Genomic DNA, 22,427 nt, shown 5'->3' with positions numbered 1-22,427 from the left:
TCGCCGGGCACTCACAGCGGTACGCGCAACGCCCCGTCGATCAGTTCGGCGGCCCGCCCCGCCTCGGCGCAGCCGCTCGCGACCAGATCCCCGCGCACCGCACGCAGCCGGTCGCGCAGCCGCTGCGACTCCATGCCCCTGGCCCGCTCCGCCATCTCCACGGCGGTGGCCGCCGCCCGGTCCGCCTCGCCCTGGCGCAGCTCGATGTGGGTCAGCATGGCCAGCCGGTGCACCCGGCCCCGGTCATGGGCCGGGGCCCTTACGGCCGTCGCCGCGTGTTCCCTGGCCCCCGGCAGATCGCCGAGGCTGAGCAGGGCCTCGGCCACCTGCACGTCGACCAGGCCCGGCTGGACGTACCCCGTCTCGTCCGGTTCATGACCCGGACGGATGCGTTCCGCCTCCGATTCGGCGCGCCGGATGCACTTCAGGGCACCGGCGGCGTCGCCGATGCGGGCGTACGCCTTGGCCTGCATCGCGTACAGATCGGCGGCCAGCGCGGGAGTGATGTGGTCGCCGGCGGCCCGCAACGCCGCCTGCGCGAAGGCCACCGACTGCCGGTATTCGGCGAGGCACAGCGACTGGTTGACCAGCAGGGCGATCACATAGCCGCCGAGTCCCCGGTCCCCGCTCGCCTTGGCCAGCCGCAGCGCCTGGTGGAAGTAGCGCTGGGCGAGTCCGTGCGCGTCGGAGTCATAGGCACAGATGCCCGCGACGGCCACCAGTCCGCCCGTCGCCCGGTGCAGTCGGCGCCCAATGGCGTCGCTGTAGCCGCCGCGCAGCAGCGGGGCGGTCTCCGCGTTGAGGAAGCCGACGATGCGGGATCTGGTCGCGATTCCGCCTGCCCTGCGGTACATCAGTTCGTAGTGGGTGCGGGCCGCGCGCAAGGTCACTATGTCGGCGGTGCCGACGCGGGTGGTGCCGCTGCGGGAGACGTCGAGGTCCTCGGGCGGGTTCTCCCATTCCCAGACGGGCATCACCGCCGTGGTGCCCGTGACGGCCGCGGAGGCGAGTATGTGCGGGCGCTGCTGTTCGTCGGAGCGCCACAGCGCGGTGGCCCGCTCGACGAATCCGGTGAGCGTGGACACGGGTACGACCGCGGTGGTGCCGGGTGCCGCCATGCCGATGTCGTCCAGCGAAAGCGGCCTGTTCAGCCGGTTCCCGAGCACTTCGCAGACCAGGTCCGGCACCTGGCCGCGCGGGCGCTGCCCCTTCAGCCAGCGGGCCACCGCGGTGTGTTCGTACCGCAGGCGCAGTCCGCGGGAGCGGCCGGCCCGGTTGATGTGCGCGGCGAGGCCGGCCCGGGAGACACCCGCCTCCTCGATCAGGGCCGCCAGCAGAATGTTGGGCTCCGTTGCCCCCATGTGCCCCTCCGGTGGTTCGGCACGCCGAGGCGTGTCGCACCAGTGGAGCACGATTCACACGGGGTGTGAACGGAATGCCCGAAGCATCCCGCCGCGCACTCTTTCGCTCCGGGACGCGGATCGGTTGAATCAGTCGTCTCGCAAGAGGCGGCCGGGTCGTCTGCTCCCCCTCGTACAGTCGACGGCCCGCACCCGCACCGGTCCGTCCCGCCGACCTGCCCGGCACCCCGTGGCGGCGCGGACGGCGCGGGCGACGCCCAGGTGCGGTTCTGTGCCGCCCGGCGAGCGCTGAGGGGCGTATCCGGATTCGGATACGCCCCTCCTTCACCCTGTGTCGCGTGCGGCGCTAGGCGCCCCGCAGCACCGCGCCCGTCCGCTCGGCGGCCAGGGCCACCGCGGCGTCACGGGCGGCCGTGGCCTCGTCGACGGTCAGCGTGCGGTCCGCGGCGCGGAAGCGCAGCGCGTACGCCAGTGACTTGCGGCCCGCACCGATCTGCTCGCCGGTGAAGACGTCGAACAGCCGCAGCGATTCGAGGAGTTCACCCGCGCCCGCACGCAGCGCCTGCTCCACCTCGGCGGCGGGGACGCTCTCCGCGACGATCAGCGCGACGTCCTGGGTCGCCACCGGGAAGGCGGAGATCCGGGGCGCCTGGAGCGCGCCGTCGGCGGCCTGCTCCAGGACATCGAGCTCGACCTCCATGGCGCAGGTGCGCTCCGGCAGGTGCAGCTCCTTGATGACGCGCGGGTGCAGCTCACCGGCGTGCCCGAAGAGGGTCTCCGCGCCGTTCACCGTGACATACAGCGCGGCGCAGCGGCCCGGGTGCCACGGCGCGTGCCGGCCGCCGCGGACGGTCACCTCGACACCGGCCTCGCGGGCGATCGTACGGGCGGCCTCGATGGAGTCCGCCCAGTCGGCCGGGCGGCCCTTGCCCCACCAGCCGGCCTGCTCGCGGGCGCCCGCGAGGACGACCGCGGCGTGGCGCGGCTGGCGCGGCAGCGTGGCGTTGAGCCCGGCGATCTCCTCGTCGGTGGGACGGCGGTCGACGGGCAGCTGTACGGCCTTGGTCTCGCTGCCGGTCAGTGGGGTCTCCCCTGCTCGAACGAAGCTGAGAGCTTGGGGAATGAAGACCAGGCCGGTTTCGAAGAGCGCCAGGTCGTGGCTGCCACGGCCGTCGTTGCGCCGCAGTGCGCCGAGCAGGCCCGGCAGCAGCGTGGTGCGCAGCGCCGGCTCCTCGTCGGAGAGCGGGTTGACGAGCTCGACCGTGCGGCGGCGGGCGTCGTCGGCCTCGATCCCGAGCTGGTCGAGGACCGCGTCACCGATGAACGGGTAGTTCAGCGCCTCGACGTAGCCGGCCCCGGCGAGCGCCCGGCCGACCCTGCGGTGCAGCCGCTGGCGGTCGGTGAGCCCGCGGCCGGACGGCGGCGTCGGGAGGGTGGACGGGAGGTTCTCGTAACCCTCCAGCCGGATGACCTCTTCGGCGAGGTCGTTGGGCTCGCCGAGGTCGGGACGCCAGGACGGCACGGTGACGATCAGTTCGTCCTGCCCGTAGACGTCGCAGCCGACCTCCTGGAGACGGCGTACGACGGTCTCCCGGCCGTAGACGACGCCGGCCACCCGGTCGGGGTGGTCCGCCGGCATCGCGATGGTGCGGGGCGCGGACGGGGCGCTGACCTCGGTGACGCCGGCCTCGGCGGTGCCGCCGGCGAGCAGGACCAGCAGGTCGACGGTGCGCTGCGCGGCGGCGGCCGCGGCCTGCGGGTCACAGCCGCGCTCGAAGCGCTTGGACGCCTCGGAGGACAGCTTGTGGCGACGCGCGGTCCGGGCGATCGAGATCGGGTCGAAGTGCGCGGCCTCGATGACGACCTCGGTGGTGCCGTGCGCACCCTCCTGGACGTCCGCGATCTCGGTGTTGGCTCCGCCCATGACGCCCGCGAGGCCGATCGGCCCGCGGTCGTCGGTGATGACCAGGTCCTCGGCGTCCAGGACGCGGGCCGTGCCGTCGAGGGTGGTGAACTTCTCGCCCTGCTCGGCACGGCGCACCCCGATCGGCCCGTCGAGCCGGGAGCGGTCGTAGGCGTGCAGCGGCTGGCCGAGCTCCAGCATCACGTAGTTGGTGACGTCGACGGCGAGCGAGACCGGGCGCATCCCGGCCTTCTGCAGCCTGCGCTGCAGCCAGATCGGGGAGCGTGCCTCGGGCTGGAGGCCGACGACGGTGCGGGCGGTGAACCTGTCGCAGCCGATGGGGTCGGCGACCTTGACCGGGTAGCCGTACGCGTTCGGCGCGGGCACGTCCAGGAGCGCCGGGTCGCGCAGCGGCAGCCCGTACGCGATGGCGGTCTCGCGGGCGACGCCGCGCATGGACAGGCAGTAGCCGCGGTCTGGCGTGACGGCGATGTCGAGGACCTCGTCGACGAGCTGGAGCAGCTCGATCGCGTCGGTGCCGGCCTCGTGCTCCGGCGACAGCACGATGATGCCGTGCGTGCCGTCGTCGCCCATGCCGAGCTCGTCGGTGGAGCAGATCATGCCGTGCGAGGTCTTGCCGTACGTCTTGCGCGCGGCGATCGCGAAGTCGCCGGGCAGGACGGCGCCCGGGAGGACCACGACGACCTTGTCGCCGACGGAGAAGTTACGGGCTCCGCAGACGATCTCCTGCGGCTCGCCGGTGCCGTTGGCGTGGCCGACGTCGACGGTGCAGAAGCGGATGGGCTTCTTGAACCCCTCCAGCTCCTCGATGGTCAGTACCTGTCCGACGACCAGCGGGCCGCTGAGGCCGGCGCCGATCTGCTCGACGGTCTCGACCTCCAGACCCACGGCGACGAGCTTGGCCTGTACGTCACGGCCGGTCTCCGTCGCCGGCAGGTCGACGTACTCCCGCAGCCAGGAAAGCGGGACGCGCATCAGATCTCCATCCCGAACGGCCGGGTGAACCGGACGTCACCCTCGACCATGTCTCGCATGTCTTCGACGTTGTGGCGGAACATCAGCATCCGTTCGATGCCGAACCCGAAGGCGAATCCGCTGTACTTCTGGGGGTCGACGCCGCAGGCGACGAGCACCTTGGGGTTGACCATGCCGCAGCCGCCGAGCTCGATCCAGCCCTCGCTGCCGCAGGTGCGGCAGGGCCGGTCCGGGTTGCCGACGGAGGCGCCGCGGCAGACGTAGCAGACCATGTCCATCTCGGCGGACGGCTCGGTGAACGGGAAGAAGTTCGGCCGGAGCCGGGTCTTCATGTCCGGGCCGAAGAGCGCCTGGACCATGTGGTCGAGGGTGCCCTTGAGGTCGGCCATGGTGAGGCCCTCGTCGACGGCGAGCAGCTCGATCTGGTGGAAGACCGGGGTGTGCGTCGCGTCGAGCTCGTCCGTGCGGTAGACGCGACCGGGACAGACGACGTAGACGGGGGGCTCGCGGTCGAGCAGGGTACGGGCCTGGACCGGCGAGGTGTGCGTGCGCAGCACGACACCCGACTCGTCGTTCCCGGCGCCGTCGGCGCCCCGGACGAAGAAGGTGTCCTGCATCTGCCGGGCCGGGTGGTCGGGCACGAAGTTCAGGGCGTCGAAGTTGAACCACTCCGCCTCGGCCTCGGGGCCCTCCGCGACCTCGTAGCCCATGGCCACGAAGACGTCCGCGACACGCTCCATGAAGGTCGTCAGCGGGTGGCGGGCACCGGCCGGGGTGCGGTCGTAGGGCAGCGTGACATCCACCGCCTCCTCGACCAGCACGCGGGCGTCCCGCTCGGCCTCCAGCTCCGCCTGGCGGGCGGCGAGGGCCTTGCTCACGGCGCCGCGGGCCTGGCCCACACGCTTGCCCGCCTCGGCCTTGGCCTGCGGCGGCAGTGCGCCGATCTCCCGGTTGGCGAGCGACAGGGGCGAGGTACCACCGGTGTGCGCGGTCTTCGCCTGGGCGAGCGCGTCGAGGTCACCGGCGGCGGCGAAGGCGGCGAACGCCTCGTCCCGCATGCGCTCGATCTCTTCCGGTTTCAGTGCCTCGACCTCGACTGGGTCGTACGACTTGTTCGGTGCCGACATCTCTTCCCGTGCTTCCGATTGGCTGATACTGCTCTGAACCGGGGACACCCCGGACCCCGCGGCCCCGCTCGACGGCGACAGGACGCAAAGGTGCCAAAGGTCGATTCTAAGGGTCACCGGGTGGGTGGGAGGCCCGTGGACTGCTCAGGCCCTCCCGTCGCCCACCACCACCCTCCTGCCTGATTGCTCCGCAAGCCCTCTTATCTCAAGTAGGCCGGTGCGCTCACGGGCAGAATAAATCGGAATTCCGCGCCGCCGCCGGGGCCGCGACCGACTGTGATCGTACCGCCGTGCGCCTCGACGATGCCCTTGACGATGTAGAGGCCCAGGCCGGTGCCACCGCGCTTGCTGCCCCGCCAGAAGCGGGTGAAGACACGGACCATCGACTCCTCGGGAATGCCGGGGCCTTCGTCGCTCACGGTGACGGCCGTTCCCTTCTCGTCGCTCTTCTCGGGCACGGATGCGGGTGCGACTTCGATGGTGACGGTTCCCTCGCCGTGGCGCACCGCGTTTTCCAGCAGGTTGCCGAGCACCTGGTCGACCTTGTCCGGGTCGGCCCAGACCGCGGGCAGCGGCTGGCAGGTGCGGACGAGGAAGCGGTCGGGGGTCTGGCCGTTCGCGGTGAGGGCCTGGATGTGGCGCTCGACGGCGGCGGAGAGGTCCACGGGCTGCCGGCGCAGCTCCAGCCGGTCCGAGTCGATCCGGGAGATGTCGAGCAGTTCGGCGATGAGCCGGGTGACACGGCCCGCGTCGGCGTCCACGGTCTCCAGCATCAGGCGCTTCTGGTCGTCGGTGAACCGTTCCCACTTGGCGAGGAGGGTCGCGGTGAAACCCTTGACGGAGGTCAGCGGGGAGCGCAGCTCGTGGGCGACGGTGGCGATCAGCTCGGCGTGGCTGCGTTCGGTGCGGCGGCGTGCCTCGGTGCCGCGCAGCGAGATCACCACGCGGCGTACGGGACCGGTCGGGTACTCGCGTACGTACCGTGCGGAGACCAGGACCTCGCGGCCGCCGGGCAGCAGCAGATTGCGCTCGGGCTGGCCGACCCGGGTGGCGAGGCCGCCGTACGGATCGGTCAGCGCCCACCAGCGGCGGCCCTTGAGGTCCTCCAGCGGCAGTGCGTGCTCCAGGGAGCGGCCGAGAACGGCGGCGCTGGGCACGGCGGTGATCCGGGCCGCCGCGGAGTTGAAGCAGATGACCCGGCCGGTCTCGTCGGCGATGACCAGGCCGTCGGGGAGGTCGTCGGGATGGACGGCTGCGCCGTCCCGGCCGTCGTCCGGTTCACCCGCGATACCGGGGCCCTCCCAGACGCGCACGGCGGCCGTGTGCGTCCCGCGCGGCCTGCTCATGCCGACAGCCATATCCCGTACCCCACCTCTCGAACCGGTGCAGTGGGCCCCCGAGTCCGTCACCCTACTAGTCGTCGGTGACGGAGCGACACCCTGCGGGGGCGCACCGCACCCGTGCACCGTCCGGCGGGGTACGGGCATGGCATCGGCCGGACGGCCACCTCTCCGCGGCCCCCGGTCGGCCGGGCCGCCCGCACACGCCGCACGAGCGATCCGGAGGCGAACGATCCGGCGGCCGTACAGGCCGCGATCGCCATCAGGAACAGGCCGCAAACCCCACGAGGCGTCGTTCGCCGCGCCGGTCGCCCGCCGGCGACTGCGGGACGGCCCTTCAGGGGCGAGTGCGCTGGGCGCGGGCGGAGGCGTACAGGCACACGGCCGCTGCCGTCGCCAGGTTGAGGCTCTCCGCCTTGCCATGGATCGGCACCCGCACGACGGCGTCGGCCAGCGCGCGGGTCTCCTCCGGCAGGCCCCAGGCCTCGTTGCCGAAGACCCAGGCGGTCGGCCCGCCCATGGTCCCCGCGTCGAGCTCGTCGTCGAGGTCGTCGTCGCCGGCGCCGTCGGCGGCGAGAATCCGTACGCCCGCGTCCCTCAGCCCCTGGACCGCCTGCTCGACCGGGACACCGACGGCGACCGGCAGATGGAAGAGCGAGCCGACGGAGGCCCGGACGGACTTGGGGTTGTACAGGTCCACCGAGGCATCGGTGAGCACGACGGCATCCGCGCCCGCCGCGTCGGCGCAGCGCAGCACCGTACCGGCGTTCCCGGGGTCGCGTACATGGGCGAGGACGGCGACCAGCTTCGGCCTCGCGGCGAGGATGGCGTCGAACGGCGAGTCGAGGAAGCGGCAGACACCGATCAGTCCCTGCGGGGTGACGGTCTGCGACACATCGGCGAGCACACCGCTGTCGGCGAGGTGCACCCGCGCACCCGCCGCGTGGGCGGCGTCGACGATGTCGGCGTACCGATCGGCCGCTTCGACGGTGGCGAACAGTTCGATCAGCGTCGGTTCGCCGTCGCTGCCGCGGTGTTCGGCGGCCTCGCGCACGGCCTGCGGCCCCTCGGCGATGAACCTGCGCTCCTTGCCGCGGAAATTGCGCTTGGCCAGCCGCCGGGCGGCGATGACGCGCGGCGATCGCGGGGAGATCAGTTCGGGGGTGCCCATGGTCGGCGGCGAGCCTCTCTGCGTACGGAGGTGACGGACGTACGGAACATGTCGTGCAACGCACCGGACCCGCAGACGACGAGCGCCTGCGGGTCCGGCTCAGAAGACACGAAGTGCGACCTGGATCAGGCGGCCTTCGGGGCGTTGACGTCGCTCGGGAGGGCCTTCTGGGCAACCTCGACGAGGGCGGCGAACGCGTTGGCGTCGTTGACCGCGAGCTCGGCCAGCATCTTGCGGTCCACCTCGATGTTGGCGGCCTTCAGACCCTGGATGAGGCGGTTGTACGTCATGCCGTTCTGGCGGGCAGCGGCGTTGATGCGCTGGATCCACAGCTGACGGAAGTCGCCCTTGCGCTTCTTGCGGTCGTTGTAGTTGTAGACGAGGGAGTGGGTGACCTGCTCCTTCGCCTTGCGGTACAGGCGGGAGCGCTGGCCCCGGTAGCCACTGGCCTGCTCGAGGATCGCCCGGCGCTTCTTGTGAGCGTTTACTGCCCGCTTGACGCGTGCCACTTTTTAACTCCTTGTAGCGGGGCCGTGGTTGGACTCACACGGCCCGGAAACGAATTGGTCCCGGTCTGAAGTCGAGGTCGCCGCCCCCGGATGCACCGGGGGCCGCTGCCTCACTTGCCGAGAAGCTTCTTGACCTTCTTGGCGTCGGCCGGGGCCAGCTCGACCGTGCCGGTCAGCGAGCGGGTCTTCTTGGACGACTTGTGCTCAAGCAGGTGGCGCTTGCCGGCGCGCTCACGGAGCACCTTGCCGGAGCCGGTGATCTTGAAGCGCTTGCTGGCACCGCTGTGCGTCTTGTTCTTCGGCATCGCGCCGTTCTCTCCTCGTCAGTGGCGCCCCTCTCGGTGCGGGCACCGGACAGCAGGGGCGTCAGATCTTGGTGGGAATTCCGTGCAGACCCGGGGCCGCCTGGATGGCGGCCCCCTGAGGTCATGCCTCGGAAGGTGTGTCGCCCGGAGCCTCGGGCTGCGCTTCGGCAGCCCCGCCCGCGGCTTCGGCGTCGGGGGTGGAACCCTGACGCCCCGCCTTGCGGGCGGCCTGGGCCTCGCGGGCCTCGGCCATGGCTTCGGTCTTCTTCTTGTGCGGGCCCAGAACCATGATCATGTTCCGGCCGTCCTGCTTCGGGTTGGACTCGATGAAGCCGAGTTCCTCCACATCCGAAGCGAGACGCTGGAGCAGTCGGAAGCCCAGCTCCGGGCGGGACTGCTCACGACCACGGAACATGATCGTGATCTTGACCTTGTCGCCCTGCTTGAGGAACCGGACGACGTGACCCTTCTTGGTGTCATAGTCGTGCGGGTCGATCTTCGGCCGGAGCTTCATCTCCTTGATGACCGTGTGCGCCTGGTTCTTGCGCGCCTCACGGGCCTTCATGGCCGACTCGTACTTGAACTTCCCGTAGTCCATGAGCTTGCACACGGGCGGACGGGCGGTCGCCGCCACCTCGACCAGGTCGAGGTCGTACTCCTGTGCGAGTTCCAGGGCCTTGGCAAGCGGAACAATCCCGACCTGCTCGCCGCTGGGACCGACAAGTCGCACCTCGGGAACGCGAATCCGGTCGTTGATGCGGGGCTCGGCGCTGATGGATCCTCCTCGGTAGCACCACGCGGCCGCCTGGCGGACAGCCACGTAACGTCTGTTTTCGTCAGACCAACCGCACCAGGCCAAGAAAAATGCCCCGGACGGGACACAGGCGGGGCTCCTGGAACAACCGGAACACCGCCGCGGTCAACCGCGGGGCGCATCGGGCGGCTCCATCGTCCGTACGGAACGATGGGCGCCACCTGACCGGTGACCCGCTGTCCGCATGGACAGCCAGGTGGGAGATCGGAGCCTCCACTTGTGGGCTGAGCACATAGCTGCCCAGCCGGTCGTTACACCAGGCTAGCAGCTCCCCCGGGCGTGCGCTAACCAGCTGTCGCCCACCGCTCCCGCGGACGGGGCGCGCGGACGTGGGCCTATCGTATGGCGCATGAGTGACGCGACCCCCACCAGTGATTCCCCCGGCTTCGACGACATGGCCCGCGACATCGCGGAGGTGCCCGCGGTCGAGGTGATCGTGACGGTCGCGGTCAATCTGATGAGCGCGGCCGCCGTGAAGCTCGGACTGACCGAGGACGGCGACGAGCACAAGGACCTCGACGAGGCCCGCAAGCTGGTCCACGCGCTGGCCGGCCTGATGGACGCCAGCACCACCGAGATCAGCTCCTTCCACGCGGCGCCACTGCGCGACGGCCTGAAGTCGCTGCAGCTGGCGTTCCGCGAGGCGTCACTCGTACCGGACGAGCCCGGCCAGGGCCCCGGCGAGAAGTACACCGGCCCCGTCTTCGGCTGACCCCGCCCCTCCCCCCACCGGCTTTCCACGGCCGTGAGCCCCCGCCCGTCCCGGGCGGGGGCTCACGGCGTCGCACCGGAGTCAGACGGTGCCGAGCCGGACCTGCCCCTGGACCGGGTGCGTCAGCTGGTGCACCAGTGCCGCGATCACTCCGCCGACCAGCGGGGCGACCAGGAACAGCTAGAGCTGGGAGAGCGCCTCACCGCCCTCGAACAGCGCCGGTCCGAGGCTGCGCGCCGGGTTGACGGAGGTGCCGGTGAGCGGAATGCCGACCACTCGCCGTAGCCATTACTGCCGAACGCCCCCTCGGTCTTCAGCCCCGGCACCTGCCCGGCCAGCAGGAACAGCAGCGCGGCACCGGCGATGCCACCGAGCAGCTGGGCCACCCAGTACGAGACGGCCGTCCGTACGTCGATCCGGCGGGCGACCCGCATCCCCAGCGTCACCGCGGGGTTCACATGGCAGCCGGACACCGGCCCGGGCGCATATCCGATGCGCGATCGCGCACGCTGGACCGATCGGGTGATCAGCGAGTGAACAGCGCTTCACCCAGTGTGTTCGCGTCGGCCGGGAGCAGCGCGAGGTCCAGGCCACGTACCAGGCGGGCGCGCAGGACGTCATCGGCTGCCAGTCGTTCCGCGACCCGGCGGGCCGCGCCGCCGGGGTCCGCGCCGGGGGCCAGCACGAGGGCGAGGGTGCCGTCGGCCCGGCCGGGGCCGAGGTGGGCGCGGAGCACCGCGGGCTCGGCGGCGACCGCGTCCCGCACCGCCGAGGTGACCGCGGGATCGTCCAGCGGGTCGGCGCTGGTACGGCCCTCGGCGAGGGCCAGGAGCGCGGAGCCGGTCAGTTCGAAGGCCACCGGACCGGCGAGATCCAGGACGACCGTGTCCGCCTTCTCGTGCGCGGCGGCCTGCAGCGCCTGGTGCAGGGGTACGGCGACGGGACGGGCCTGCGGATCCCAGAGCGCCAGCGAGGCGGTCGAGGTGAAGGCGGGCAGGGCCCGGCGGTCCCCTGCCTGAAGGGTGGGGACGGCCATGTCGCTGGTCTTCTCGCGGCGCAGCCCCTTCTCGTCCTCCTCCACTTCCCCGAGCACGGCGACGACGGGGACCAGGAGCCGGGTGCCCTTGAGGGCTTCGAGTACCGGGCCGATGGCCTTCCGGTCCTCTGCCCAGGCGGCGAGTGCCGCGGCCAGGGCCGGATCTGCCGTGCCGTCGTCGTCGGAGTAACCGGGGTCCGGAATGTTCTTCTGCGCCACACGGCGAGCGTAGTACCTCGGGTTTCCTGCCGTGCCGACAGGTCGGACCCAGCTGGTTCCCAGGGGCCGTTCCTGCCGTCGGGGCCGTGTCCCGGACAGGATTCCGCCGTGCTGCCCCGTCCGCGTCCGTGACGGCCACGGTCCTGGTGGCGGGTTCGGTGGCGGGGTGGCAGTGGTCCGGCCGGACGGCGGATCACGCGATGGCCGCGGTCAACGCCGTACGCCGGCCGGCCCGCCGCTCCTGCCCCGCCACAGCACCACGGCCAGCGCGAGCAGGACCGCTCCGAGGCCGCCCGAGGCGGGGGCGAGCCAGCCCGTGGTGCCGGTCCCACGGTGCTCGGGGGTGGGGCCGGGGCCGAAGTACCGCTTCCGGTAACCGGCCTCGGCGGATTCGGCGCGCAGACCGGCGGGGCGGAGCGCGGCCCCGGCCCGGATCGCCGCGGCGGGGTCGACGATGCCGTAACCGCGTGCGTCGTCGCGGCCGGAGGCCGGGGCGCTGCGAGCGGTGTCCGTGAGCAGTTGCTTGATCTGGGCGGGCGTCAGTCCCGGATGCGCGGCACGGACCAGCGCGACCGCGCCCGAGACGAACGCGGCGGCGGCGGAGGTGCCCCACTCCACGTAGTACTGGCGGTCGGGGGCGGCGACGACGATGTCGACCCCGGGGGCGCTGACGGTGGCATACCAGCGGCGGGTGGAGAACGCGGCATGGGTGCCGTACCGGTCGACGGCCGCGACCGCGATCACGCCCGGGTAGGCGGCCGGGTACGAGATGTGGTCGCCCTTCTCGCCGCCGTTGCCCGATGAGGCGACGACGACGGCGCCCTTCTTCAGCGCGTACTGGATGGCGGCGTCCTCGCCCGGCTCGGGGTGCGCGGACTTGCTGTCGTCGCCGAGGGAGAGGTTGATGACGTCGGCGCCGTGGTCGGCGGCCCAGCGGATGCCGTCGGCGAGGGCGGTGCCGCGGGACTCCCGGGCCTTGGCGCGGGCCGGGTCGGAGGCTTCGAGGATCACCCGGACCGGGAGGATCTTCGCTTCGGGCGCGATGCCCAAAACTCCGTCGCTGTTGCCGTCACCATGACCATGACCTGCGATGATCCCTGCCATCGCGGTGCCGTGCCGCGCCCAGGCCGGGTCACCGCGGCCGGCGCCGAAGCCGATCATGTCCTCGCCGGGCAGCACTCGGCCGGCCAGGTCGGGGAGGCTGTCGTCGACCCCGGTGTCGACGACGGCGACAGTGATTCCCCTGCCCTTGGTGGTCCGCCAGGCCTGCTCGGTGTGGAGCGCCTGGAGGCCCCATTGCTGGTCCCGGATGGCGTCGGCCCTGGCCGGCGTCGCGGGCAGGAGGGCGAACGCGGTGGCGGCGCAGACCGCGCCCAGGGCTCGGCGATGGCGGCGGGCGCGGCGGGTCATTCCGGCTTCTCCGTGAGGTCGGTGACGGTCCGGCGCAGGCCGCGCTCGATCCGGTCCGCGATTCCCCTGGCCTCGTGGCCGAGTCCGGCCTGGGCCGCGGCCGTCGTCGCGTTCGCCGCCACAGCCTTTTCGACGGGTTGCGGATCGGTGACCGCACGGCCGTCGGCGAACCCGGAGACGGAGAACACGACGACGGGGACCTCGGTCAGTACGCGGACGGTCCAGCTGGCGCGCTGCCGGTCGCCGAACCCGGCGGCGGCCGTGCCCCTGACGGGGTACGCACGGGGCATCAGGTCGGCGCGCAGGCCGAGGTGCTGGTCGGTGAAGCGGGTGCTCAGCGCTCGCATGGCCTCGGGGTCGCCCTCGGTGAAGATCAACCCGACCGTGGTGACGCTGCTGCTGGTGGCGTCCGTGTACGTGGCACGGAGCATGCGCTCGCAGCCGACCGGGCCGAGGGTCCTGGCCAGCAGCGGGTCCAGCCCGGCCTTGCAGCCGCTGTCCGGGGCGACGGCGACCCGGACCCAGACCCGGTCGGCGCCGCCGGGGCCCGCTCCCTCACCGCTGAGCGTGCGGGGAAAGAGGGTCTCCACGGGGACGCTGTGCCAGGCGGAGCGACCCAGGGTGTAGGCGCTGTGGGCGGCGGGGTCGGCGGAGGAGTCGCTGGTGAGCCAGGCGCCGGTGGCCGCGCCGCCGATCAGCCCGAGCCCGAGCACCACACAGGCCGCGGCGGCCGCGGTCCGGACGCGGTGGTGTGGCCGGATGGGGCGCAGCCGGGTGGTGGTCTCGACGGGTGTCTCGGGGAGCGGAGAGCGGTACGGGTACGGCTGCTGGTACGTGGGCGGGACGGGCGTCCGGCCGGACGGTGGCGGGGTCGCGCCCGGACGCGGGGTGAGGTCCACGGCTCCGACGGGCCGGCGCCGCGTGGCGGCGGGCTGCTGCTCGGGACGGGGCGGCATCACGGCCGGTGCGGAGGTGGGCACAGGCGCGTCAGGGGCAGGAGCGGGTGCCGCGGGCACGGGCCGCAGCCGGACCGTGGTCTCCACGGGCGGCACCACCGACGGGACTTCGGGCGGAACCACGGGCGGGACTTCGGACGCGGGCGCCGGGCGAGGTGCCGCTACCGCCTTCGACGCGTGCTCCGGCTCGTTCTTCGGTTCGTTATTCGGCTCGTTCTTCGGTTCGGGCCACTGAGCGGCGGGAGCGGCTGCCGCGGTGTGCGGGATCTCCGGACGCGGCGGGGCGGACGCGCTCGTGGAGGGTTCGACAGGATTCCGCATCAGGTCTGCGGGCACCGGTGGGGCCGTGGGGCGGGGCGGAACAGGAGCCCGCTGCGCCTCGGTACTCATCCGCCCCCCTGGTCCTTTTCCGTACCGTGCGCGGATCGACGTCACAGGCAGGCCCGTTGGTTGCCGCGTGCTCGTCACTCTACGGGGTGGAACGGCCCCGGTGGGAGCGGGCCGCACTGCCCCCGGACGATCTGCACGGATCATCCCCCTACCCAGCGGTACGGACGTCTGGCAAGCTGCGGCCATGACTGCCCGCGCCGCTGACCGGACCCGCTACAACCGCGCCACCGCCCACCTGGACGCCCCGATCGCCGTGGTCGACCTGGACGCGTTCGATGCCAATGCCGACGATCTGGTGCGCCGGGCCGCCGGGAAGCCGATCCGGGTGGCGAGCAAATCGGTGCGCTGCCGGGCCCTGCTGGAGCGGGTGCTCGCGCGGCCCGGGTTCGCCGGGATCATGTCGTTCACGCTGGCCGAGTCGCTGTGGCTGGCACGGGCCGGATTCGAGGACGTACTGCTGGCCTATCCGTCGGCCGACCGGTCCGCCTTCGCGGAACTGGCAGCGGATCCGAAGCTCGCCGCGGCCGTGACGGTGATGGTGGACGACCACGCGCAGTTGGAGCTGATCGACGCGGCGCGGGCCGGTGGCCGCGAGGAGATCCGGGTCTGTCTGGAGCTGGACACCTCGCTGCGGCTGCTCGGCGGCCGGGTCAGGATCGGCGCGCTGCGTTCACCGTTGCGCTCCCCCGCCCAACTGGCCGAACTGGCACGCTCGGTGGCGCGCCGGCCCGGCTTCCGCCTGGTGGGGCTGATGGCGTACGAGGGGCATATAGCCGGGGTCGGGGATTCGGTCGCGGGGCGGCCGCTGCGCTCCCGGGCGATCCGGCTGATGCAGGCCGCGGGCCGCAAGGAGTTGATCGCCCGGCGGGCCGAGGTGGTGCGGGCGGTCAGGGCGGTGGCGCCGGACCTGGAGTTCGTGAACGGCGGCGGCACCGGCAGTGTGCAGCACACGGCGGCGGAGCGCGCGGTGACCGAGATCGCCGCCGGGTCGGGGCTCTATGTGCCGCGGCTGTTCGACAACTACACCTCGTTCACGGCGCGTCCGGCGGCGCTGTTCGCCCAGCCGGTGGTGCGCCGGCCGGGTGTGGGTGTGGTGACGGTCCTCGGTGGCGGCTATCCGGCGTCCGGGCCCGCGGGGGCGGACCGGCTGCCCGTCCCGTATCTGCCGGAGGGACTGCGCTACGACCCGCAGGAGGGGCCGGGCGAGGTGCAGACCCCGCTGCTCGGCGCCCCGGCCGACGATCTGCTGATCGGCGACAAGGTGTGGTTCCGGCACGCGAAGGCCGGTGAACTGTGCGAACGCTTCGATGAGTTGCAGCTGATCGAGGGCGACCGGATCACAGCGACCGTGCCGACGTACCGGGGCGAGGGCCGTACGTTCCTCTGAGCGCGGGGAACCGCCGAGGAACTCGGGGAGTTGCGGAGCTGCCACGCCGCGTCCGTACACCGGGCGTGCGGCGTCGCGCCGCTCATCCCCACTCCAGGGTTCTGCCGCCGACGGAGGCCCGGCCGGGCCTCCGTCGGCGTGCGTCCGTGGCATCTCGACAGGTCCTGGTGCCCCTCCCGGCGAGCTTTGCCCCGTCGCGGCACTAAGGGCTGTCCCGTAATCCCCGGCGGGCGCACAACGACAGCTACTTCCCCAAGCTCTCGGCTGCGCTCGAGCAGGGGAGGCCCCATCCTCGCCGCGTTGTCGGAACGCCCGAATACATCCAGTATGCGGACGTCCCTCCGCCTTGCGATGCACCGCATCTGACGCCGCGCGCTGATCCACCAGGGATTACGGGACAGCCCTTAGAGAGGTGTGACGTACGCCCCGGAGATCCCTCCGTCGACGAGGAAGTCGGTGGCGTTGACGAACGAGGAGTCGTCGCTCGCGAGGAACGCGACGGCCGCCGCGATCTCCGTGGCCTCGGCGAACCTGCCGACCGGGATGTGCACGAGCCTGCGGGCCGCGCGTTCCGGGTCCTTGGCGAACAGTTCCTGGAGCAGCGGGGTGTTGACCGGCCCCGGGCACAGCGCGTTGACGCGGATGCCTTCACGGGCGAACTGCACGCCCAGTTCGCGGGACATGGCGAGGACACCGCCCTTGGAAGCGGTGTACGAGATCTGGCTGGTGGCCGCTCCCATGACCGCGACGAAGGACGCGGTGTTGATGATCGAGCCGCGGCCCTGGCGGCGCATATAGGGCAGGGCGGCCTTGCAGCAGAGGTAGACGGAGGTGAGGTTGACATCCTGGACGCGCTTCCACGCCTCCAGGCCCGTGGTGAGGATGGAGTCGTCGTCGGGCGGGGAGATGCCGGCGTTGTTGAAGGCGATGTCGACGGAGCCGTAGGTGTCGAAGGCGGTCCGGAACAGCGCCTCGACCTGTTCGGGGTCGGTGACGTCGACGCGTACGAAGGTACCGCCGACCTCCTCGGCCACGGCCTTGCCCGCGTTCTCGTCGATGTCGCCGCAGACGATGTGGGCACCCTCCGAGGCCAGACGGCGTGCGGTCGCCAGGCCGATGCCGCCGGCGGCTCCGGTGATGACGGCGGTGCGGCCGACGAGGCGGCGGCAGATGTTCTCGTTGTCGGTGGTGGTCATGCCGGCTCAGGCCTCCGTACTGATGAAGACGTTCTTGGTCTCGGTGAATGCGGTGAGCGCGTCGGGGCCGAGTTCGCGGCCCAGCCCGGACTGTTTGTAGCCGCCGAAAGGGGTCCAGTAGCGGACGCTGGAGTGGGAGTTGACGGAGAGGTTCCCGGCCCGGACCGCCTGTGAGACGCGCAGCGCGCGGCCCACGTCACGGGTCCAGACCGAGCCGGCGAGGCCGTACTCCGTCGCGTTGGCGAGCCGGACGGCGTCGGCCTCGTCCTCGAACGGAAGGACGACGGCGACCGGCCCGAAGACCTCTTCGGTGGCGACGGGCGAGTCCGCGCGGACATCGGTGAGGACGGTCGGCGGGAACCAGAAGCCGGGCCCTTCGGGCGCCTTGCCCCTGAGGGCGGTCGCGTCCTCGGGGACGTAACCGCGCACCCGTTCCCGCTGCTCCCGCGAGATCAGCGGGCCCATCAGCGTGTTCTCGTCGGACGGGTCGCCCACGACGACCGCCTCGATCGCGGGGGCGAGGAGTTCCAGGAAGCGGTCGTACGCGGACCGCTGGACGAGGATGCGGGTGCGGGCGCAGCAGTCCTGGCCCGCGTTGTCCAGGAACGCCATGGGCGCGGCGGCAGCGGCGGCCTCGATGTCGGCGTCGGCGAAGACGATGTTGGGGCTCTTGCCGCCGAGTTCCAGGGTGAGCCGCTTCACCCGGTCGGCGCACCTGGCCATGATCCGCTTGCCGATCCGGGTGGAGCCGGTGAAGACGATCTTGGCCACTCCGGGGTGCTCGACCAGGGCGTTGCCGGTCACGTCACCGGCGCCCGGCAGCACCTGGAGGAGGTGTTCGGGAAGGCCCGCGTCCAGGGCGATCCGGGCCAGCCGCAGGGCGGTGAGCGGGGTGGTCTCGGCGGGCTTGAGGAGCACGGCGTTGCCGGCGGCGAGCGCGGGTGCGAGACCCCAGGCGGCGATCGGCAGGGGAAAGTTCCACGGGGCGATCACGCCGATGACGCCGAGGGGTTCGAGGAGGGTGACGTCGAGTCCGCCGGGGACCGGGATCTGCCGGCCGGCGAGTCGCTCCACTCCCCCGGCGGCGTAGTCGAGCAGGTCGCGGACGTTGGCCGCTTCCCAGCGGGCGTTGCCGAGGGTGTGGCCGGCCTCCTGGACCTCCAGTCGGGCCAGTTGTTCGGCTTCGCCGTCGACGGCGGCGGCGAAGCGGCGCAGCAGCCGGGCGCGGTCGGCGGGGGCGAGGGCGGCCCAGGTGCGCTGGGCCGCCGCGGCCCGGACGACCGCCGTGTCGACCTCGGCGGCGGGGGTGGCCGGGACGGTGGCGAGGAGTTCTTCCGTCGCCGGGTTGAGTACGTGGTGTTCCACCGGGTGGTCGGGTGCGGTCACTCAGTGCCTCACAGGCGTTCGAAGGAGCGGCGGAGCTCCCAGTCGGTCACTGCGGCGTCGAAGGCTTCGAGTTCGACGCGGGCCATGTTGCGGTAGTGCGCCACGACATCGTCGCCGAAGGCCGCCCGGGCGATCTCGCTCCGCTCCCAGAGTTCGGCGGCTTCGCGCAGGGTGGTGGGGACGTGGTCGTAGTCGGCGGTGTAGGCGTTGTTCTCGCAGGGCTCGGGGAGTTCGAGGCCCTTCTCGATGCCGTGGATGCCCGCCGCGATCATTCCGGCGACGGCGAGGTACGGGTTGACGTCGCCGCCGGGCAGCCGGTTCTCGAAGCGCATCGAGCGGCCGTGGCCGACGACGCGGAGCGAGCAGGTCCGGTTGTCGTGGCCCCAGGCGACGGCGGTCGGGGCGAAGGAACCCGGCTGAAAACGCTTGTAGGAGTTGATGTTCGGCGCGTAGAGGAGGGAGAAGTCCCGCAGGGCGGCCAGCTGCCCGGCGAGAAAGTGGCGCATCACGGGGGACATGCCGCCGTCCTCGCCCGCCATGGCGCCGGGCCGGGATCCGTCGGCGGTCCGGAGCGAGAGGTGGATGTGGCAGGAGTTGCCCTCGCGCTCGTTGAACTTGGCCATGAAGGTGAGTGCGACACCCTCCTGGGCGGCGATCTCCTTGGCGCCGGTCTTGTAGACGGCGTGCTGGTCGCAGGTGACCAGGGCCTCGTCGTAGCGGAACACGATCTCGTGCTGGCCGGGGTTGCACTCGCCCTTCGCGGACTCGACGGTGAGGCCCGCGGCGGCCATGTCGTTGCGGATGCGGCGCAGCAGCGGCTCGACGCGGCCGGTGCCGAGGACGGAGTAGTCGATGTTGTACTGGTTGGCGGGGGTCAGATCGCGGTAGTTGCGGTCCCATGCCTGCTCGTAGGTGTCCTTGAAGACGATGAATTCGAGTTCGGTGCCGACGTGTGCGGTGTAGCCGAGCCCGGCCAGGCGTTCCAGCTGGCGGGTCAGGATCCGGCGGGGTGCGGCGGCGACGGGCGAGCCGTCGTCCTGGGCGAGGTCGGCCATGACCATGGCCGTGCCCTCGTTCCAGGGCACCGGGCGCAGGGTGGAGAGGTCGGCGTGCATGGCGAAGTCGCCGTAGCCGCGTTCCCAGGAGGACATCTCGAATCCGTCGACGGTGTTCATGTCGGTGTCGACGGCGAGGAGGTAGTTGCATCCCTCGGTGCCGTGCTCCAGGACCTCGTCGAGGAAGAAGCCGGCGGCGAACCGCTTGCCCTGCAGCCGTCCCTGCATGTCGGGGAAGGCGAGGACGACGGTGTCGATCTCACCGCTCGCGACGAGGGCGCGCAGCTCCTCGATCCCCAGCGGTGGTGTTCGGTCTGCCACGGGATACTCCTCCTTCGGTCAGCCGGAAGGCTTAAGGTATGTGAGAGAACCATTAATTGTGAAGGGGAAACGGGGACATGGCCGAGGAAAGCGGGTTCACCGACCGCCTGATGCCCGTACTTCGGCCCGTCCGGGCGGGCAACGGCTTCGAGGAGGCGCTGGAGCAGATCCTCCAGGTGGTCCGGCTCGGGCTGGTGCCCGACGGCGGGCGGCTGCCCGCCGAGCGCGAGCTGGCCGAGCTGCTGGGGATCAGCCGGGTCACGCTGCGCGAGGTACTGAAGGTCCTCCAGGACCAGGGCCTGGTGGAGAGCAGACGCGGGCGGTACGGCGGCACGTTCGTGCTGCCCCGCGCCGGCAGCCCCGGCGAGGACGAGCTGCGCCGGAAGGTGGAGTCCGTCGACATCGAGGACGTGCTGCGCTTCCGCGAGGTGCTGGAGGCCGGGGCGGCCGGGCTGTGCGCGGCACAGGGACTGACGGACGAGGGTGCGGACCGGTTGCGCACGGCTCTGACGGCGACTCACGAAGCACCTCTGCCCGAGTACCGCAGGCGCGACACCCTGTTCCACCTGACCCTGGCCGAACTCTCCGGCTCCGCATCCCTGACCGCGCAGTACGCCGCCGTCCGGGCCACCCTGAACGACCTTCTGGACTGCATACCGCTGCTCGTACGGAATCTGGAGCATTCGCAGCATCAGCACGCGAGCCTCGTCGAGGCGGTTCTCGACGGGGACGCGGAGGCCGCACGTGCCGTGATACGCGAGCACTGCGCCGGTACGGCCGCGCTCCTGCGCGGATTCCTGGCCTGACCGGGGCCGCCGGTTCCGCTTTGGTGCGCAACTCCCGGAAATACAAAGGTAATCTCTGCCACCATTGAAGCCATGCAACCGAGCCCGCCCGCGCAGGCGGCCGACCGGAGGGACCGCCCCGTGTCCGAACCTCTCATCGGCGTCTCCACCTATCTGGAGCCCGTGGCCCGCTGGGGTGTCTGGGAGCTGCCCGCCGCCCTTCTCCCGGCCGCCTATCCACGGATGATCCAGCGCTCCGGCGGCCTGGCCGCGCTGCTCCCGCCGGACGACCCCGTCCGGGCCGCGGCCGCGGTGGCCCGGCTGGACGGCCTCGTGATCGCGGGCGGCGCCGATGTGGAACCCGGGCTGTACGGCGCGGAGCGCGACTTCCGGACCGGCCCGCCCGCACGGGAACGCGATGTCTGGGAGCTGGCCCTGATCGAGGCCGCGCTGGAATCGGGCACACCGGTGCTCGGCGTCTGCCGGGGCATGCAGCTGCTCAACGTGGCGCTCGGCGGCACGCTGACCCAGCATCTCGACGGCCACGCCGGCCCGCTGGGCGCGACCGGAATCCTCGGCGCGCACCCCGTGACACCCGTGCGGGGCACGCTCTACGCGTCGATCGTGCCCGAGGAGTCCGCCGTGCCCACCTACCACCACCAGTGCGTGGAGCGGCTCGCGCCGGGCCTGGTGGCGTCCGCGCACGCGGCGGACGGCACGGTCGAGGCGATCGAACTGCCCGGGCCGCGGTGGGTGCTCGGGGTGCAGTGGCACCCGGAGATGGGCGACGACACACGGCTGGCGCAGGCACTGGTGTCGGCCTCGACGGCCCGGCTGGTCCCGGCCCGTACGCCGTTCGAGGACCTCGCGCCGTCGCGGGGGGCGGGAGCCGGCGAACGCTCACGGCCCTGAGAGCCTGTCGGGTGACCTCTGATCGGGCGTGGCCGAGGTCACCCGGCAGGCTCTGAGGGGCACCCCGGCTCGGGGAAGCGCACGCGGCTTCGGGAAGCGGAAGCGGAACGCACCGGCGCGCAACCCCGCCACCCGTCCCATCCCGTCCCGTCGGCTACCTGTCCTGTCCCGTCAGCGACAGCAGATCGCGCGCCGGCCCTGTCGGGCGGTGGCCGGACGGCCAGACCGCCCGCAGCTGCCGCCTCAGCCGCACCCCGGCGACCGGAATCTTGACCAGGCGCCTGGCGGACAGCTCCTCGCCCAGCGCCAGCTCGCTCAGAACACACGGCCCGGCACCGCTCTCCGCCGCTCCCTTCACCGCGGTCGTCGAGGAGAGTTCGAGCAGCGGCTGGGCGAGACCGCCGTGCGCGGCCAGCGCCGCGTCCAGCACCTGACGGGTGCCCGAGCCGTGCTCCCGCAGGATCAGCGGGGTCGCGGCCAGCTCCTGCGGGTTCAGGGGCGCACGGCGGCGGGCCCAGGCGTGGGACGGGGCGACCACGACGACCAGCCGGTCGTGGGCGATGACCGTGCCGTCGAGACCCGCCGGCACGGACAGGCCCTCCACGAAGCCCAGGTCGGCCTCGCCGACGAGCAGCCGCCCGGCGACCGCCGCCGAGTTTCCGACGAGCAGCGAGACCGCGGTGTCCGGCCGTTCGGCCCGCAGGGCTATCAGCCAGCCCGGCAGCAGATATTCGGCGATGGTCATGGAGGCGGCGACCCGGAGCCGGGAGTCCCGCCGGTCGCGCAGTGCCTGCGCGCCGGCGTCGAACGCCTCGGCCGACTCGACGATCCTGCGTGCCCAGTCGGTGACCAGCGCGCCCGCGTCGGTGAGCCGGGAGCCGCGCGGCGAACGGTCCAGCAGGGCCAGGCCGAGCTGCCGCTCCATCGACCGGATGCGGCTGCTGGCCGCGGGCTGGGTGATGCCGACGTCCCGCGCCGCACGCCCCAGGCTGCCGTGCCGGGCGACCGCGAGCAGCAGCTCCAGCGCGCCGAGGTCGGGGACCCGGTGGAAGAGGGGGACATGTTCTTCACCGGTCATAAAGCCACCTTATGGCCTCATAGACACGGCGTCCCTGGTGGGGCCCCGGCCGCACCGC

19 protein-coding genes and 1 pseudogene are annotated in these 22,427 nt (G+C 72.1%); 4 read left to right on the top strand and 16 right to left on the bottom strand.

From position 1 onward, the window contains the following. Window positions 1-11: 11 nt before the first annotated feature. From ACF08M_RS15280 to infC, 8 genes are all read right to left on the bottom strand, one after another. Window positions 12-1,361: a transcriptional regulator gene (locus ACF08M_RS15280; RefSeq protein WP_392185714.1), complete on the bottom strand. Its 1,350-nt coding sequence runs from the start codon at window positions 1,359-1,361 to the stop codon at window positions 12-14. A 346-nt stretch (window positions 1,362-1,707) separates the two neighbouring features. Next, the gene (gene pheT, locus ACF08M_RS15275; protein WP_392185713.1) at window positions 1,708-4,260 is read right to left on the bottom strand and encodes a phenylalanine--tRNA ligase subunit beta; all 2,553 of its coding nucleotides are present in this window, start codon (window positions 4,258-4,260) and stop codon (window positions 1,708-1,710) included. Continuing rightward, entirely contained in the window at window positions 4,260-5,387 is a 1,128-nt protein-coding gene (gene pheS / locus ACF08M_RS15270) for a phenylalanine--tRNA ligase subunit alpha (RefSeq protein WP_392185712.1), read from the bottom strand. Before pheS ends, pheT begins: the two co-directional genes overlap by 1 nt. A gap of 200 nt (window positions 5,388-5,587) precedes the next feature. Continuing rightward, on the bottom strand, window positions 5,588-6,745 hold the full coding sequence (locus ACF08M_RS15265) for an ATP-binding protein (RefSeq protein ID WP_392185711.1): 1,158 nt from the start codon (window positions 6,743-6,745) through the stop codon (window positions 5,588-5,590). A 319-nt stretch (window positions 6,746-7,064) separates the two neighbouring features. Continuing rightward, entirely contained in the window at window positions 7,065-7,898 is an 834-nt protein-coding gene (locus ACF08M_RS15260) for a TrmH family RNA methyltransferase (protein WP_392185710.1), read from the bottom strand. A 125-nt stretch (window positions 7,899-8,023) separates the two neighbouring features. Continuing rightward, window positions 8,024-8,407 (bottom strand): 50S ribosomal protein L20, encoded by a 384-nt coding sequence (rplT, locus tag ACF08M_RS15255; protein WP_030879305.1) that lies wholly within the window; start codon window positions 8,405-8,407, stop codon window positions 8,024-8,026. Window positions 8,408-8,517: 110 nt separating this feature from the next. After that, the gene (gene rpmI / locus ACF08M_RS15250; protein WP_114243588.1) at window positions 8,518-8,712 is read right to left on the bottom strand and encodes a 50S ribosomal protein L35; all 195 of its coding nucleotides are present in this window, start codon (window positions 8,710-8,712) and stop codon (window positions 8,518-8,520) included. A 121-nt stretch (window positions 8,713-8,833) separates the two neighbouring features. Continuing rightward, window positions 8,834-9,532: a translation initiation factor IF-3 gene (infC, locus tag ACF08M_RS15245; protein WP_392185709.1), complete on the bottom strand. Its 699-nt coding sequence runs from the start codon at window positions 9,530-9,532 to the stop codon at window positions 8,834-8,836. A gap of 343 nt (window positions 9,533-9,875) precedes the next feature. Here infC and ACF08M_RS15240 point away from each other — a divergent pair, with 343 nt between their 5' ends. Continuing rightward, window positions 9,876-10,238, top strand: a complete 363-nt coding sequence (locus ACF08M_RS15240) for a DUF1844 domain-containing protein (protein ID WP_392185708.1) — start codon at window positions 9,876-9,878, stop codon at window positions 10,236-10,238. 81 nt (window positions 10,239-10,319) lie between these two features. On the opposite strand, the pseudogene ACF08M_RS15235 reads toward ACF08M_RS15240, so the two are convergent. From ACF08M_RS15235 to ACF08M_RS15220, 4 genes and pseudogenes are all read right to left on the bottom strand, one after another. Beyond that, window positions 10,320-10,732 (bottom strand): annotated as a pseudogene (locus ACF08M_RS15235) (aquaporin); the annotation flags it as partial. 32 nt (window positions 10,733-10,764) lie between these two features. After that, window positions 10,765-11,493 (bottom strand): SseB family protein, encoded by a 729-nt coding sequence (locus ACF08M_RS15230; protein ID WP_392185707.1) that lies wholly within the window; start codon window positions 11,491-11,493, stop codon window positions 10,765-10,767. A gap of 210 nt (window positions 11,494-11,703) precedes the next feature. Beyond that, on the bottom strand, window positions 11,704-12,903 hold the full coding sequence (gene mycP / locus ACF08M_RS15225; protein ID WP_392185706.1) for a type VII secretion-associated serine protease mycosin: 1,200 nt from the start codon (window positions 12,901-12,903) through the stop codon (window positions 11,704-11,706). Further along, window positions 12,900-13,802, bottom strand: coding sequence for a hypothetical protein (locus tag ACF08M_RS15220; protein ID WP_392185743.1), 903 nt, complete (start codon window positions 13,800-13,802; stop codon window positions 12,900-12,902). The genes mycP and ACF08M_RS15220 overlap by 4 nt, the downstream gene beginning before the upstream one ends. A 631-nt stretch (window positions 13,803-14,433) precedes the next feature. Between ACF08M_RS15220 and ACF08M_RS15215 the strand changes: the two genes are divergently transcribed. After that, window positions 14,434-15,636, top strand: coding sequence for an amino acid deaminase/aldolase (locus ACF08M_RS15215; RefSeq protein ID WP_392185705.1), 1,203 nt, complete (start codon window positions 14,434-14,436; stop codon window positions 15,634-15,636). Between the two features lie 404 nt (window positions 15,637-16,040). On the opposite strand, the gene ACF08M_RS15210 is transcribed toward ACF08M_RS15215, so the two are convergent. The 3 genes from ACF08M_RS15210 to ACF08M_RS15200 are packed head-to-tail and all read right to left on the bottom strand — an operon-like array spanning window position 16,041 to window position 19,594. Further along, the gene (locus tag ACF08M_RS15210; RefSeq protein ID WP_392185704.1) at window positions 16,041-16,832 is read right to left on the bottom strand and encodes a 3-oxoacyl-ACP reductase; all 792 of its coding nucleotides are present in this window, start codon (window positions 16,830-16,832) and stop codon (window positions 16,041-16,043) included. 6 nt (window positions 16,833-16,838) lie between these two features. After that, window positions 16,839-18,218 (bottom strand): aldehyde dehydrogenase family protein, encoded by a 1,380-nt coding sequence (locus ACF08M_RS15205; RefSeq protein WP_392185703.1) that lies wholly within the window; start codon window positions 18,216-18,218, stop codon window positions 16,839-16,841. Between the two features lie 8 nt (window positions 18,219-18,226). Then, on the bottom strand, window positions 18,227-19,594 hold the full coding sequence (locus ACF08M_RS15200; RefSeq protein ID WP_392185702.1) for a glutamine synthetase family protein: 1,368 nt from the start codon (window positions 19,592-19,594) through the stop codon (window positions 18,227-18,229). Window positions 19,595-19,671: 77 nt separating this feature from the next. On the opposite strand from ACF08M_RS15200, the gene ACF08M_RS15195 reads away from it, so the two are divergent. Continuing rightward, window positions 19,672-20,400 (top strand): FadR/GntR family transcriptional regulator, encoded by a 729-nt coding sequence (locus ACF08M_RS15195; RefSeq protein ID WP_392185701.1) that lies wholly within the window; start codon window positions 19,672-19,674, stop codon window positions 20,398-20,400. Between the two features lie 120 nt (window positions 20,401-20,520). Continuing rightward, entirely contained in the window at window positions 20,521-21,291 is a 771-nt protein-coding gene (locus ACF08M_RS15190; protein WP_392185700.1) for a gamma-glutamyl-gamma-aminobutyrate hydrolase family protein, read from the top strand. Window positions 21,292-21,445: 154 nt separating this feature from the next. Here the strand turns inward: ACF08M_RS15190 and ACF08M_RS15185 are convergent, their stop codons facing one another. Beyond that, window positions 21,446-22,369, bottom strand: coding sequence for a LysR family transcriptional regulator (locus tag ACF08M_RS15185; protein WP_392185699.1), 924 nt, complete (start codon window positions 22,367-22,369; stop codon window positions 21,446-21,448). Between the last annotated feature and the right edge of the window lie 58 nt (window positions 22,370-22,427).

It is taken from the genome of Streptomyces sp. NPDC015032 (genome assembly GCF_043080425.1).
GTDB lineage: Bacteria > Actinomycetota > Actinomycetes > Streptomycetales > Streptomycetaceae > Streptomyces.
This window is presented reverse-complemented; position numbering and strand designations above follow the sequence as displayed.

Excerpts from the sequence above, each read along its gene's own strand:
- mycP (WP_392185706.1), bottom strand. The coding sequence starts at position 12,903 with ATGACCCGCCGCGCCCGCCGCCATCGCCGAGCCCTGGGCGCGGTCTGC.
- ACF08M_RS15280 (WP_392185714.1), bottom strand. The coding sequence starts at position 1,361 with ATGGGGGCAACGGAGCCCAACATTCTGCTGGCGGCCCTGATCGAGGAG.
- ACF08M_RS15240 (WP_392185708.1), top strand. The coding sequence starts at position 9,876 with ATGAGTGACGCGACCCCCACCAGTGATTCCCCCGGCTTCGACGACATG.
- ACF08M_RS15265 (WP_392185711.1), bottom strand. The coding sequence starts at position 6,745 with ATGGCTGTCGGCATGAGCAGGCCGCGCGGGACGCACACGGCCGCCGTG.
- ACF08M_RS15185 (WP_392185699.1), bottom strand. The coding sequence starts at position 22,369 with ATGACCGGTGAAGAACATGTCCCCCTCTTCCACCGGGTCCCCGACCTC.
- pheT (WP_392185713.1), bottom strand. The coding sequence starts at position 4,260 with ATGCGCGTCCCGCTTTCCTGGCTGCGGGAGTACGTCGACCTGCCGGCG.
- rpmI (WP_114243588.1), bottom strand. The coding sequence starts at position 8,712 with ATGCCGAAGAACAAGACGCACAGCGGTGCCAGCAAGCGCTTCAAGATC.
- ACF08M_RS15195 (WP_392185701.1), top strand. The coding sequence starts at position 19,672 with ATGGCCGAGGAAAGCGGGTTCACCGACCGCCTGATGCCCGTACTTCGG.
- pheS (WP_392185712.1), bottom strand. The coding sequence starts at position 5,387 with ATGTCGGCACCGAACAAGTCGTACGACCCAGTCGAGGTCGAGGCACTG.
- ACF08M_RS15210 (WP_392185704.1), bottom strand. The coding sequence starts at position 16,832 with ATGACCACCACCGACAACGAGAACATCTGCCGCCGCCTCGTCGGCCGC.
- ACF08M_RS15215 (WP_392185705.1), top strand. The coding sequence starts at position 14,434 with ATGACTGCCCGCGCCGCTGACCGGACCCGCTACAACCGCGCCACCGCC.
- ACF08M_RS15260 (WP_392185710.1), bottom strand. The coding sequence starts at position 7,898 with ATGGGCACCCCCGAACTGATCTCCCCGCGATCGCCGCGCGTCATCGCC.